12 protein-coding genes are annotated in these 12,904 nt (G+C 70.9%); 4 read left to right on the forward strand and 8 right to left on the reverse strand.

Annotation, left to right across the window (positions count from 1 at the left end; translation table 11 throughout):
* Window positions 1-76: 76 nt before the first annotated feature.
* Entirely contained in the window at window positions 77-349 is a 273-nt protein-coding gene (locus tag ACIG47_RS01040; protein ID WP_397412207.1) for a cell division protein CrgA, read from the reverse strand.
* A gap of 143 nt (window positions 350-492) precedes the next feature.
* Between ACIG47_RS01040 and ACIG47_RS01045 the strand changes: the two genes are divergently transcribed.
* The 4 genes from ACIG47_RS01045 to ACIG47_RS01060 are packed head-to-tail and all read left to right on the forward strand — an operon-like array spanning window position 493 to window position 2,965.
* Window positions 493-1,305: a DUF881 domain-containing protein gene (locus tag ACIG47_RS01045; RefSeq protein WP_397412209.1), complete on the forward strand. Its 813-nt coding sequence runs from the start codon at window positions 493-495 to the stop codon at window positions 1,303-1,305.
* Entirely contained in the window at window positions 1,302-2,135 is an 834-nt protein-coding gene (locus tag ACIG47_RS01050) for a class E sortase (RefSeq protein ID WP_397429256.1), read from the forward strand. Before ACIG47_RS01045 ends, ACIG47_RS01050 begins: the two co-directional genes overlap by 4 nt.
* Window positions 2,135-2,293, forward strand: coding sequence for a hypothetical protein (locus ACIG47_RS01055; RefSeq protein WP_397412212.1), 159 nt, complete (start codon window positions 2,135-2,137; stop codon window positions 2,291-2,293). The genes ACIG47_RS01050 and ACIG47_RS01055 overlap by 1 nt, the downstream gene beginning before the upstream one ends.
* 9 nt (window positions 2,294-2,302) lie before the next feature.
* A complete protein-coding gene (locus ACIG47_RS01060) occupies window positions 2,303-2,965 on the forward strand; it encodes an aminodeoxychorismate/anthranilate synthase component II (RefSeq protein ID WP_397429257.1) in 663 nt (220 codons plus the stop codon).
* A 63-nt stretch (window positions 2,966-3,028) separates the two neighbouring features.
* Here ACIG47_RS01060 and pknB read toward each other — a convergent pair whose 3' ends face one another.
* The 7 genes from pknB to ACIG47_RS01095 are packed head-to-tail and all read right to left on the reverse strand — an operon-like array spanning window position 3,029 to window position 12,699.
* Complete coding sequence (gene pknB / locus ACIG47_RS01065; RefSeq protein ID WP_397429258.1) at window positions 3,029-5,065, reverse strand: Stk1 family PASTA domain-containing Ser/Thr kinase; 2,037 nt, start codon at window positions 5,063-5,065, stop codon at window positions 3,029-3,031.
* Window positions 5,066-6,871, reverse strand: coding sequence for a protein kinase (locus tag ACIG47_RS01070; RefSeq protein ID WP_397429259.1), 1,806 nt, complete (start codon window positions 6,869-6,871; stop codon window positions 5,066-5,068).
* Window positions 6,868-8,403 (reverse strand): peptidoglycan D,D-transpeptidase FtsI family protein, encoded by a 1,536-nt coding sequence (locus ACIG47_RS01075; protein ID WP_397429260.1) that lies wholly within the window; start codon window positions 8,401-8,403, stop codon window positions 6,868-6,870. The genes ACIG47_RS01070 and ACIG47_RS01075 overlap by 4 nt, the downstream gene beginning before the upstream one ends.
* Entirely contained in the window at window positions 8,400-9,881 is a 1,482-nt protein-coding gene (locus ACIG47_RS01080) for an FtsW/RodA/SpoVE family cell cycle protein (protein WP_397412224.1), read from the reverse strand. The genes ACIG47_RS01075 and ACIG47_RS01080 overlap by 4 nt, the downstream gene beginning before the upstream one ends.
* Entirely contained in the window at window positions 9,878-11,473 is a 1,596-nt protein-coding gene (locus ACIG47_RS01085) for a PP2C family protein-serine/threonine phosphatase (RefSeq protein WP_397429261.1), read from the reverse strand. The genes ACIG47_RS01080 and ACIG47_RS01085 overlap by 4 nt, the downstream gene beginning before the upstream one ends.
* A 7-nt stretch (window positions 11,474-11,480) precedes the next feature.
* Window positions 11,481-11,972: an FHA domain-containing protein gene (locus tag ACIG47_RS01090; RefSeq protein ID WP_397412228.1), complete on the reverse strand. Its 492-nt coding sequence runs from the start codon at window positions 11,970-11,972 to the stop codon at window positions 11,481-11,483.
* A 10-nt stretch (window positions 11,973-11,982) separates the two neighbouring features.
* Window positions 11,983-12,699: a DUF3662 and FHA domain-containing protein gene (locus tag ACIG47_RS01095; RefSeq protein ID WP_020017306.1), complete on the reverse strand. Its 717-nt coding sequence runs from the start codon at window positions 12,697-12,699 to the stop codon at window positions 11,983-11,985.
* Window positions 12,700-12,904 lie beyond the last annotated feature (205 nt).

Here is a 12,904-nt window from a genome sequence, read left to right on the forward strand (position 1 = left end):
TTTCCCCAGCTTTACCCACAGCTGTGGATAAATGGGGATACAGCTCCGCGGCCGCCTCGACGCGGCCGCGGAGCCGCTACTTCCAGCGGGTCGTGAGCCCGAAACCGACGATGATCAGGCCGAAGCCCACCGCCAGGTTCCACTGCCCGATCTGCGGGATCGGCAGCCGGAGGTCCGCGCTCGTCAGGTAGAACGTCACGATCCAGGCCAGGCCGAGGATCATGAGGCCGAGCATGACCGGGGCCAGCCAGCGCGGGTTGACGGCCTCACCGGGCAGCGCGACCTTGGCCTCGGACTTCTCCGCCTTGGGTGCGGCCTTCTTCTTGTTGCGGGACTTCGACTCGGGCACGAGACGCGCTCCTGTCCTGGGTGATGGCCCCGCCGGGTGTGCCGGGCCGACGTCTGCTTTCTCGTGGACTAGCGTAGTGGTCCACAGGCCTTGAGCGTGACCAGACGTGTCCGCGGGTTTGACGATCGTTGCAGGAGGGGCGCGTGACCGGAGCTGAGCCGACGCCCGCGCCGTCGGCGCGGGGTGCGGGGGGTTTCCTCCGTGCCTCCGCCGGCGCGGGCTGGCGGTCGTGGCTCAGCGTGGGCGGGGTCGCCGTACTGGCCGGCCTCATGTTCAGCGCGAGTGCCCGGCTCGCCGACGGCGGCGGTGCGGACACCCGCGATCCACAGGACCTCGCACAGCTGGTGGACGCCGAGACGGCGCGCGTCGCCGAGCTCACCGACCGGTCTGGCGCGCTGGACCGCGAGATCGAGGCGCTCACCGCGCGGACGGGAGCCACGGTGCCCACGCCGCCCGCCGGGCTGGTGCGGCGCGAGGGCGTCGTGTCCGGGTCGGAGCCGGTGAGCGGTCCGGGTCTGACGGTCACGCTCGACGACGCGCCGTCGACCGCGGTCGGTGCCGGCCCCGGCGGCGTGGAGCCGCAGCCCGACGACCTGGTGGTGCACCAGCAGGACCTCCAGCACGTGATCAACGCGCTGTGGAGCGGTGGTGCCGAGGCGATGACCCTGCAGGGCGAGCGTGTGACGTCGACGTCGGCGTTCCGGTGCTCGGGCAACATCCTGCTGCTGCACGGCAAGGTCTTTTCACCCCCCTACGAGGTGACGGCCGTCGGCGACCCGGAGAAGATGGAGGCGTCGCTCGACCGGTCCGAGGGTGTGCAGACGTACCTGGAGTACGTCCAGTGGGTGCACCTGGGCTGGGACGTGCGGCACAGCGATCACCTGGACCTCCCCGCGTACGACGGCGGCGGTCTGCAGTACGCGACGGTTCCCGAGGGTACGGAGGTCTTTGGATGACCCACGCGCAGGCCGGTCACAACGTACCCCTGCCCCAGGAGGTGTTCCCGATCGCGTACCAGAGAGGCCCGTCCGGGATGGGTCCGCGCAACGCGCGCCGTCCCCAGGGCTCGTCCGGCCAGATGCGGCCGGTGGCCTGGCTGATCGGTGTGCTGGGTGAGCTCCTCGTGACGGCCGGCCTGGTGCTCGGGCTGTTCGTGGTCTGGCAGCTCTGGTGGACCGATGTCGAGGGCGCGCGGGCGCAGAACGAGATCATCGCCCAGATGGACTGGGAGAGTGCCCCGTCCGGGCCGGCGACCGTCACCGAGCGGCGTGACACGCCCCCGGTCATGAAGGAGCCGCCCGCCGAGGGCACGCTCTTCGCGCAGATGTACATCCCGCGGTTCGGCGACGACTACGTCAAGCCCGTCGCGGAGGGCACGGAGAAGGCGACGGTGCTCGACACCATCGGCATCGGGCACTACGTCGGCACGGCCATGCCGGGCGACCTCGGCAACTTCGCCGTCGCCGCGCACCGCACCACGTACGGCAAGCCGTTCAACAAGATCGCGGACCTCAAGACCGGTGACGCCGTCGTGGTCCGCACCGAGAAGACCTGGTACGTCTACAAGGTCACCGAGTCGAAGATCGTCTACCCGCAGAACGTCGAGGTGATCGCCCCGGTGCCCGGCGTGACGGCCGACCAGCCGATGCCCGAGCTGACCAAGCGGTTCATCACACTGACGTCGTGCCACCCGATGTTCTCCGCGACCGAGCGGTACATCGTGCACGGCGAGCTCGACTACTGGGCCCCGGTGGGCGAGGGCATGCCGAAGGAGCTGGTGAGCTGATGTACGGGCTGCTGTGGCGGGCCATCCCGGGCCCGGGATGGTTCAAGTTCCTGGTGTGCCTCGTGCTGGTGTTCGGCGTGGTCGCGGTGTGCTTCACGGAGTTCTTCCCGTGGCTCAGCGAGTACATGCCGTTCAACGACACGACCGTCGGCGCGTAGCATGCCCGCATGACGCGCATCCTCGTCGTCGACAACTACGACTCGTTCGTCTACACGATCGTCGGCTACCTCGACCAGATCGGCGCCCGGACCGTGGTGGTCCGGAACGACGCCGTGCCCGCCCCTGACGCCGACGGCCGCTACTGGTACGACGACGGCGACGGCTCCCCCGCGCCCTACGACGGTGTGCTCGTGTCACCCGGCCCAGGGACCCCGGCGGAGGCCGGAGCCTCCGAGGACGTGATCCGGGCCTGCGCGCGGTCGCGCACCCCGATGCTCGGCGTCTGCCTGGGCCATCAGGCGCTCGCCGAGGTGTACGGCGGCACGGTCACCCATGCGCCGGAGCTCATGCACGGCAAGACCAGCCTCGTCGAGCACCAGGGCCAGGGCGTGCTCGCCGGGCTGCCGACGCCGTTCACCGCCACGCGGTACCACTCGCTGGCCGTGACGCCCGAGAGCGTTCCGGCCGAGCTCACGGTGACGTGCGCGACGGCGTCGGGCGTGGTGATGGGGTTGCAGCACCGCGAGCTGCCGCTGCACGGCGTGCAGTTCCACCCGGAGTCGGTGCTCACGGAGGGTGGTCACCGGCTGCTCGCGAACTGGCTGGAGATGTGCGGCCTGGAGGGCGCGGTCGAGCGGGCACAAGGAATGGCGCCGCTGGTCACCTCGTGACCTGCGACGCCATCCACAGACTTGTCCACAACGCGGGCCGGGCTTCCCGGCCCGCGTTGGTGCTTACGGGAAGATGTCCTCGCCGTCTCCCGTGCCCTCACCTTCACCCTCGCCGGCGCCCTCGGGGCCGGACGAGATGACCAGGTTCACGGTCGCGCCGACCTCGACGGTAGAGCCGGGCGCCGGGTCGGAGTTGATGATCTGCCCGGCAGGGATCGTGTCGGACGGCTCCTGCGAGCCTTCCTGGCAGGTGATCTGCACGCCGGTGCACATGACGTAGGCCTGCTCGAGCGTCTTGCCGTACAGGTCGGCGGGCACCGTGGTCTCCTGCGGAGCCGGCGCCGTCGCGATGTACACGGTGACCGACTGACCCAGCGGAACGTCGCCGGGCTCGGGGTCGGTGCGGACGACCGAGCCCTCCGCGACCTCGTCGCTCTCCTCCGTGTCCCACTGGATGGTGCCGAGCCCGAGGTTGGCGAGCTGCGCCTCGGCCGCTTCACGCGTCTGTCCTGCGACGTTCGGGAGCGTGGTGTTGCCGGTCGCGAGGTAGAGGCTGACGTCCGAGCCCTCCTGGACGATCTGACCGCTCCCGGGCTCGGTCTTGGTGACCATGCCCTGTTGCACGGTCGGGCTGTTCTCCGTCTGGCTCTCGCCCACGGTGAGGTTGAGTCCCTCGAGCGTGGCCCGCGCGGACTCCTCGCTCTGGCCGCTCAGGTCGGGGATGGTGACCTGGCCCGGCGCGCCGGCCACGTACACCGTCACGGTCGAGTTCGGCTCCACCTCCGTGCCGGCGGTCGGATCGGTCGTCCCGGTCGTCTGACCCTCCTCGAGCTCGGACTCCTTGTCGATGGCCTGCTCGAACGTCAGGCCCGCGGCCTCGATCTGCGCGCGCGCCTCCTCGGCGGAGATGCCCTCCGCGATGGTGGGCACGGGCGTCGTCGTCGGCTCGTCGTTGCCGCCGCCGTTCACGATCATGGCGATCACGATCGCCGCGACCGCGGCCAGGGCGATGCCGAGCAGCCACCACATGAGGGCGCGGCTCTTCTTCTCGGGCTCCTGGTTGGCGCGGGTCGGCCCGGGGTAGCCACCGCCGGGCGTGATGGGGCTCTGCTGCGCGGTGGCCGGCCCCCAGTTGCCCTGCCCCGGCGTCATGACCTGCGTGGCGCCGTACGCGGGCGGGCCTGCCACCTGGGTGGCACCCATCATGGCGCCGGCACCGACCATGGGCGCGGTGACCTGGCCGCCGCGCATCGCGGCCTCCAGGTCGCGCCGGAACTCGGCGGCCGTGCTGTAGCGCTGGTCGCGGTCCTTGGTCAGGGCCTTGAGGGTGATGCGGTCCAGCACCTCGGGCACGTCGGTGGCCACCTCGGACGGCCGCTGCGGCTCCTGCCCCACGTGCTGGTAGGCGACGGCGACCGGGGAGTCGCCCTGGAACGGCGGACGTCCCGTGAGCAGCTCGAACAGCATGCAGCCGGTGGAGTACAGGTCGGACCGGGTGTCCACCTGCTCGCCGCGCGCCTGCTCCGGGGACAGGTACTGGGCGGTGCCGATGACGGCGTGCGTCTGCGTCATCGTTGCAGCGGAGTCGGCCATGGCGCGGGCGATGCCGAAGTCCATCACCTTGACCGCGCCGGTGGGCGTGATCATCACGTTCGCGGGCTTGATGTCGCGGTGCACGATGCCGGCGTGGTGCGAGTACTCCAGCGCGCTGAGCACGCCGACGGTGATCTCGACAGCCTCCTCGATCGGCACCGCGGCGCCGTCGGTCAGGATGTCGCGGACCGTGTGACCCTCCACGTACTCCATCACGATGAAGGGCACGTGCACGTCTTCGCCCGCGGCGTTCTGGTGGATGTCCTCCCCCGTGTCGTACACGGCGACCACCGCGGGGTGGTTCAGGGCGGCCGCGGACTGCGCCTCGCGCCGGAACCGGGTCAGGAAGGACGGGTCACGAGCGAGGTCGGAGCGCAGCACCTTGATCGCCACCGTGCGGCCGAGGCGGGTGTCGTGGCCGATGTGAACCTCGGCCATACCGCCGCGGCCGACCAGCTCACCGACCTCGTAGCGGCCGGCGAGTACGCGGGGCGTGTTGTCCACCACTCATACGTCCTTTGATGTCATGGCCGTCTGCCCCGGGGCATACGGCTCGTTGAGGAGCATCATCCCAGAAGCGGCGAGTGCGGCCGCTGCCGGGGAATTCAGTGTTTCGGCATTGATTTCGGAGGAACCCCACGGCTCCTGAAGAGCGCTGTCGTCGCCACCCCCGGTGACCAGCGTGATGATGAGGACCACGAGCAGCAGCGCGACCAGTGCGACGAGCGGCCAGGACACGCGGACCCCGAACCGGTCCTCGAGCCCGCCCACCCACCGTTGGATGTCGGACGACAGATTTCGCCCTTTCCCAGGGTGCCCTCCCGAACGCCCCTGCTGGGGGACCCGCCGTCCGTCCTGGCGTGTCGAGTGCAGGTCGCGGCGCGAGGGATAGGACCGCGCGCCGTTGCCGGCCCCGCCCGCCGACGGCGGCGGTGCGTACCCCGAGCCGTGCGGCTGACCGTATGCGTCGGACCCGTAGGCGCCCGACGTCGTGCCGTAGCCGGCGGAGTCCGACCCGTACCCGGCGGAGTCCGTGCCGTATCCGGCCGAGTCGGTGCCATAGCCGGCCGAGTCCGTGCCGAACGGCCCGGAGACCGGGCTGCCTGCTGGCGTCCCGGGCGGCGGCGAGTACGGCCGCCCGTAGGCATCCGTCCCGTAGGTGCCGGAGGTCGTGCCGTATCCGGCGGAGTCGGTGCCGTAGGCCCCCGATCCGTGCTGTCCCGATCCGTAGCCGCCCGCCGGGGTACCGGGACCGGCCGCCGGTGCACCGGGTCCGTAGGTGCCGGCCGAAGGGCCCTGCTGGGGTGCGGGAGGCGCGGACTGCGCGTTGGCCACCGTGGTGTGCCGTCCGGCGCCGAACGGGCTCTGCCGCCGGGCGTGCGACGGTCCGGGCTGCGGGGCGCCACCGCGGCCGTTGCCCGCGCGCTGGGCGGAGGACTGACCCTCACGGCGCGACCGGCGGGCGTAGCGCGAGCTGCCGAACGGGTCCTCCGCGATCTCCGCGGCGAGCATGTCGAGGTGGCGGGCGAGCTGGTCGGCCGACGAGATGCGCTGTGCCGGGTCCTTCTCCAGCATCTTGGTGATCGTCTCCGCCAGGCCCGGGTGCACCGACGTCGGCAGCAGCGGAACCGGGGCGTTGACGTGCGCGATCGCGATGTCGACCGGCGTCCGGCCAGTGAACGGGCGACGTCCGGCCGTGGCCTCGTAGGCCACCACACCGAGGGCGTAGATGTCGGAGGCACCCGTCGCCGACTGCCCGACCGCCTGCTCGGGTGACAGGTACTGGGCGGTGCCCATGACCATGCCCGTGGCCGTCATGGGCACCTGGTTCTGCGCGACCGAGACGCCGAAGTCCGTGATCTTCACGGTGCCGGAGTGCTCCAGCAGGATGTTGCCCGGCTTCACGTCGCGGTGCACCACGCCGGCGAGGTGAGCGGCGTGCAGGCCCCGGGCCGTCTGGGCGAGGATCGGCAGCAGCCGGGCGGGCTGGAGCACCGGCTCCCGTTCGAGCAGGTCGGCGAGAGGCTCGCCCAGCACCAGCTCCATGACCAGGTACCCGGCGCCGCGCTCCTCGCCGTAGTCGAACATCTGCGCGATGTTGGGGTGGACGAGGGCCGACGAGTTCCGGGCCTCCGTGCGCAGGCGACGGAGGAAGTCCTCGTTGCCCGTGTACTCCTCGCGGAGCACCTTCACGGCGATCTCGCGCGCGAGCTTCTCGTCGCGCGCGACCCAGACCTCGCCCATGCCGCCCATGGCGATGCGCCGCACCAGCGTGTAGCGCCCGCCGAGCGTCAGGCCCTCGACCGGTCTCATTGCTGGATCGCCGCCTGCATGATCTGCGCGGCGATCGGGCTGGCGAGCGCGCCACCGGTCGTCTCGTTCGTGGACTGGCCCTCGTTCTCGAGGACCACGGCGACCGCGACCTGCGGGTCGTCGGCCGGTGCGAACGAGGTGAACCACAGCGTGGGCGACCGCGGGTCGTCCTCGGCGGTACCGGTCTTGCCGGCCACCTGGACGCCCGGGATCTGGGCGCCGGAACCGGTGCCGGTGTCGCCGTTGACGACCTCGAGCATCATGTCGGTGAGTGCCTCGGCCGTGGACGACGAGAACGGGCTCTTGTAGCGGCTCGGCTTCGTCTGGCTGACCAGCTCGAGGTCGCTGTCCCGGACGCTCTGGATCAGGTACGGCTCCATGAGGTCACCGTCGTTCGCGATGGCCGCGGAGATCATGGCCACCTGGAGCGGCGTCATGCGCACGCTGCCCTGCCCCATGCCGGACAGCGCGATGCGCGCGTCGGAGTCGTCGTCGTTCTCGCCGCCGATCAGGCCCGGGTAGGCGCCGACCGACGTCGTCATCGGGATCTCCAGGGACTCGGTGAAGCCGAAGTCCTGGAACATCTGCTGCATCCCGTCCTTGCCGACCTGGTTCGCCAGGTCGAGGAAGGCGGTGTTGCAGGACATGGCCAGGGCCGCCTTGAGCGTCATCTCGCCGGTGCTCGAGCAGCTCTCGCCGCCGAAGTTCTGCACCGGCGTCGACGTCCCCGGGAGCGTGTAGCTGTCGAGGGCCGGGATCGAGGTGTCCGGGGTCACGCCGTCGTACTCGATCGCCGCGGCGGAGGTCAGCAGCTTGAACGTGGACCCCGGCGGGAACGTGGCGTTGATGGTGCGGTTGATGGTCGGCCCGTAGACGCTGCGGCGCTCCTCGCCGTCGACGCTGCCGATCACCGGCTTGTCGTTGATCAGCGCCTCCGAGGCCGCCGTGGCCTCGCCCGCGTCGTGCACTGCGAGCGTGTTGGGGTCGTAGGACGGCTTGGAGACCATCGCCAGGATCGCCCCGGTCTTGGGGTCGAGCGCGACGGCGGCCCCGTTGCGGTCACCGAGAGCGTCCCAGGCCGCCTTCTGCACCTCGGGGTCGATCGTGAGCTCGACGGAGGAACCCTGCGCCTCCTCGCCCGTGATGAGGTTCTGGAGGCGGTCGAGCCACAGGGAGTCGTCCTCGCCCGCGAGGTAGCTGTTGGCGTAGCGCTCCATCCCGGTGACCGTGCCGTTGACCGAGAAGTAGCCGGTCACCGGCGCGTACACGGCGGCGGCGCCTCCGTCGCCCTCCGAGTAGGTGCGCTGGTACTTGTAGTTGTCGTCGACGGGCACGGACGTGACGATCGCCTTGCCGTCGCTCACGACGATGGGCCCGCGGTCCCGCGCGAGCGCGCTGTAGATGCCGCGCACGTTGCGCCCGTCGCTGTTGAGCGACTCCGCGGACACGAACTGGATCCAGGTGGTCGACACCATGAGGGCCAGGAACATGACCATCACGACGCCCGACAGCCGGCGGAGGGTGGCGTTCACCGGTCCACCCCCCGGACGATCTGGGTCGCGTCGTCGGGCGTGCCGCCGTGTCCGGCGCCCGCCTCGGTCTCGGCCTGCACCGGCCTGCCGCCCCCGACCTCGATGGCACCGCCGCCGACGACGGCGGGCGCCGGGTCGGCGAGGGCACCGCGGGTGGGCAGCGCCGACGGGCGCCGTGCGGCGTCGGAGATACGGAGCATGAGGGCGATGACGATCCAGTTCGCGAGCAGTGACGATCCGCCCTGCGCCATGAACGGCAGGGTCAGGCCGGTGAGCGGGATGATGCGGGTGATGCCGCCCACCACGACGAAGAGCTGCAGCGCCATCACGAACGCGAGCCCGCCGGCGAGCAGCTTGCCGAAGCCGTCGCGCACGCCGACCGCGTGGCGCAGGCCGCGCTGCACGATCACCAGGTAGACCAGCAGGATCGCGAGCAGGCCGGTGAGGCCGAGCTCCTCGCCGAGAGCGGCGTAGATGAAGTCGGAGAACGCGAACGGCACGTACTGCGGGTACCCCTCGCCCCAGCCGGCGCCGAACATGCCGCCGTACGCCATCGCGAACAGGCCCTGCACGAGCTGGTAGGACGGACCGTCCGACAGCTCGGGGTTGAGCGCGTCCAGCCAGATGTTCACGCGGAGCTGCACGTGGCTGAAGATCGACCAGGCCACCACGGCGCCGACCGCGAACATGAGCAGGCCGATGGCGATCCAGCCCACACGGTCGGTGGCGAGATAGAGCATGCCGACGAACAGGCCGAAGAACAGCAGCGACGTTCCGAGGTCCTTCTCGCCGATGAGGACGGCCAGCGACACGGCCCAGACGATGAGGATCGGGCCCAGGTCGCGCAGGCGCGGCAGCTGCAGGCCGAGGAACTTCTTGCCGGCCAGGGCCAGGGTGTCGCGGTTGGCGACCAGGTAGCCCGCGAAGAACACGGCGAACGCGATCTTGGCGAACTCGGCCGGCTGCAGCGAGAAGCTGCCGATGTAGATCCAGATGCGCGCGCCGTTGACCTCTCGGCCGAGGCCGGGGATCAGCGGCAGGATCACCAGCACGATGCCGACGATCATCGCCGTGTAGGTCAGGCGGCGCAGACTGCGGTGGTCGCGGATGACGAACAGAGTGACGCAGGCGACCACGATGCCGAGCGCGGTCCACATGAGGTGGCGCGACGCGTTCGCGCCGTCGATGTCGACGAGGTCCTGACGCAGGATGGTCGCCATGCTGATGCTGTTCAGCAGCACCACGGCGGGCAGGATCACCTGATCGGCGTAGGGCGCGCGCAGCCGCAGCACGATGTGCGCGGTGAAGGCGAGTGCGGCCAGCACGATCGTGTAGGTCCAGAACCCCTCGGGCAGGCCGTCCTCGAGCGAGTAACCGACCATCCACATGCCGCCCATGCCGAGCGCCAGTGCGACGACGAGCAGGATCGCCTCGGCGATGCGCGCCGGGGCACCCTCCTCGGGCCGGAGCGCCGTCATCCGTTCTTCCCCTGGCCGGCGTCGTCCGCGGTGTTCTCAGCGGTGTTCTCAGCCGTGTTCTCAGCCGTGTTCTCAGCCGTGTTCTCCGGCTGGGACGACGTGTCGTTGCGCGGTTCGTCGCTCGAGGTCGGCGTGGACGACGGCGTCGGGGTCGACGACGGCGTGGGCGACGGCGAGGGGTCGGTCTCCGCGGCGGCGTCTGCGATGAGGCGGTCCGCCCGCCCGCGGGCGTCCTCCAGCGAGGTGGCCCGGATGGTCTCGTGCACACGGTCGGCGACGAAGTCGGGCAGCTCGTCGACCCGGGTGCCGGTGAGCTCGACGGGGGTCGAGAAGCTCAGGGGTCCCGCCGTGGCGGGGATGCCGCGGAACACCGCGACCTGGCCGTCCGACTCGCCCACGTAGTACTGGGTCTGGGTCCAGCGGTAGCCGGCCCAGCCGGCCACGCCGAGCCCGACGACGAGCAGCAGCGCACCGACCACGGTCAGCCAGGCGCGCTTCTTCGGAGTGGCGGACTCCTCGTCGGTCTCGTCGTCCGTCTCGTCGTCCGGCTGGATGTCGGGCTGGTACTGCTCCTCCTCGGAGCCGCTCGCGATCACGGCGTGCTCGAGGGTGTCGGCGAGCCCGTCCTGCGCCACCGCCCCGGACAGCACGCTCACGGCGGCGGGGGCCGCGGCAGCCTGCTCGCCCCCGGGCGCGGGCGCCCGGACGAACCCGGTCACGGTGTCGCCGTCGATCCCGGAACCGGGACCAGGGCCGGGCAGGCTGGTGGGTGCCTGCTGGTCGCCGCCGGCCGCCGTCACGCCGGCGAGCGCGGCCGAGCCGACGATCTCGGGAACGACGGTCGCGGTGGTGCCGGCCGCGGCGGCCTCGTCGAGGACGTCGGCCACGACGACGGTGATGTTGTCGGTGCTGCCCGCGCGCATGGACATCGAGACGAGCCGCTCGACGGCGTCCTGCGGGGACGCGACCGAGGCGAGGACCTCGGCGATCTCGTGCTCCGGCACAAACCCGGACAGGCCGTCGGAGCAGAGCATCCAGCGGTCGCCGGGCACGGCCTCACGGATCGACAGGTCGGGCGTGAGGTCCAGGTCGAAGTCGCCCAGCACGCGCATGACGACGTTGCGCTGCGGGTGGGTCTCCGCCTCGTCGGGCGTGATGCGGCCGGTGTCGACCAGGTGCTGCACGAAGGTGTGGTCCACCGTGACCTGCGCCAGGACGCCGTCCCGCAGCAGGTACGCGCGCGAGTCGCCCAGGTGGGCCATGGCGAGCGTGTTGCCCGACTTCAGCAGCGCGGTGACGGTGGTGCCCATCCCTGCCAGGTCCGGGTCGGCCGTGGTGGCGTCGACGAGGTCCTGCCGGGCGCGGTCGATGGTCCGTTCCAGCTCGGACATCGACTGGTCGGAGCTGTGGTCGGGCCGGTCGAGGCCCACGAGGGCCGCGATGGTCAGCGCGGATGCGACGTCGCCGCCCGCGTGCCCGCCCATGCCGTCGGCCACGACGAGGAGGTTGGGCCCCGCGTACGCGGAGTCCTGGTTGTTGGAGCGGACGAGGCCGACGTCGGAACGCGCGGCATACCGCAAGGTCACGGTCACGTGGTGGTCATCCCTGGAGCTCGACGACGGACTGTCCGATCTGTACGCCCACACCCGGTGCGAGCGGGACGATGCCCTGGACCCGCTCCTCGCCGATGTAGGTGCCGTTCGTGGAGCCGAGGTCCTCCACGAACCACTGTCCGCCCTGGGGGAAGATCCGTGCGTGACGGGACGACGAGTAGTCGTCGTCCAGCACGAGGGTGCAGCTGGGTGCCCGGCCGATCAGCACGCCGGACGAGGTGAGCGGGATGGTGGTGCCCGTGAGCGGGCCGGCCACCACGACGAGCCGGGACGGGCCACCCCGCTGCGGGGCGCGGGGCGCCCCGCCACCCGGGGCCGGCGACGGGGCCGGGCCCGCGAGCTCGGGCCGGCGCCGCCTGCTGCTCGCGGTGCGTGGCCCGGCCAGGTCGCGCCGCAGCACGGCCACGGCCGAGAGCACGAACACCCACAGCAGCACCAGGTAGCCCAGCCGGAGCAGGGTGAACGTCAGCTCGCTCATGTCGGGTCAGTCACCAGTCCTCGTTGTCCGCACCGGAGGCACTGCCGGTCCAGAACATGATGCGGGTACGGCCGATGGTCATCGTGTTGCCGTCGAGCAGGGTCGCGGCCGGGACCTGGTGGCCCTCCACGTACAGGCCGTTGGTGGAGCCCATGTCGGTCGCGACGACACCGTCGGGTGTCACGCGGATCTCCAGGTGGCGCCGGGAGACACCCGGGTCGTCCACCACGATGTCCGCCTCGGCGTCGCGGCCGATGACGGTGACGGGCCCGGTCAGCAGGTACCGCTGACCGTCGATGTCGATCAGGGGGTGCCGTCCGGTCGGCGCGCCGGACGTCGCCGGGGCGACGCTCCCCTGCACGCTGCGCGACCGCACGGTGAAGCGGCCGGGCACCAGCTCGTACTGCTCGTCGAACGTGACGCTCACGGGGCCGACGAACGCGTAGTGCTGCGTCGCGGCGTACGCCGTGATGTTGGACGCGAGCTCGTCGGCAAGGGTCTGTGCACCCCATGCCTCGATCTGGGCGAAGTCGTCTGGGGCGAGCTCGATGGTGAACTCGTTCGGTGCGACGGTACGGTCACGTCCGACGACCGCGGCACGGTCGTCCAGCTCGCGCCGCAGCCTGCTCGCCAGTTCGACTGGCTTCACCTCGCCACGTCCCACCTTGGCGAACGCGTTGTTCATCATGCGCTCCACGCTCTTCTCGAAGCGGTCCAGGGCGCCCATGCCACCTCCTTCCAGGGTCTGCGCCGGGCAGACTACCTAGATCGTATAGACCGGTAGCTGCCCGCAGACTCCAATACTGTGGATGTCCTGCGGATCTTCTCCGATCTTCCCTCAGGTGGCGCGATGAGGAGAGGCGTGGGCGGATCCGCACGCTACTAGACCTGCGGCGGGACGTGAACCACTTCACCGGATTTGGATTCGGAGG

The organism is Promicromonospora sp. NPDC052451 (genome assembly GCF_044547525.1).
In the GTDB taxonomy this organism is placed as follows: Bacteria; Actinomycetota; Actinomycetes; order Actinomycetales; family Cellulomonadaceae; genus Promicromonospora.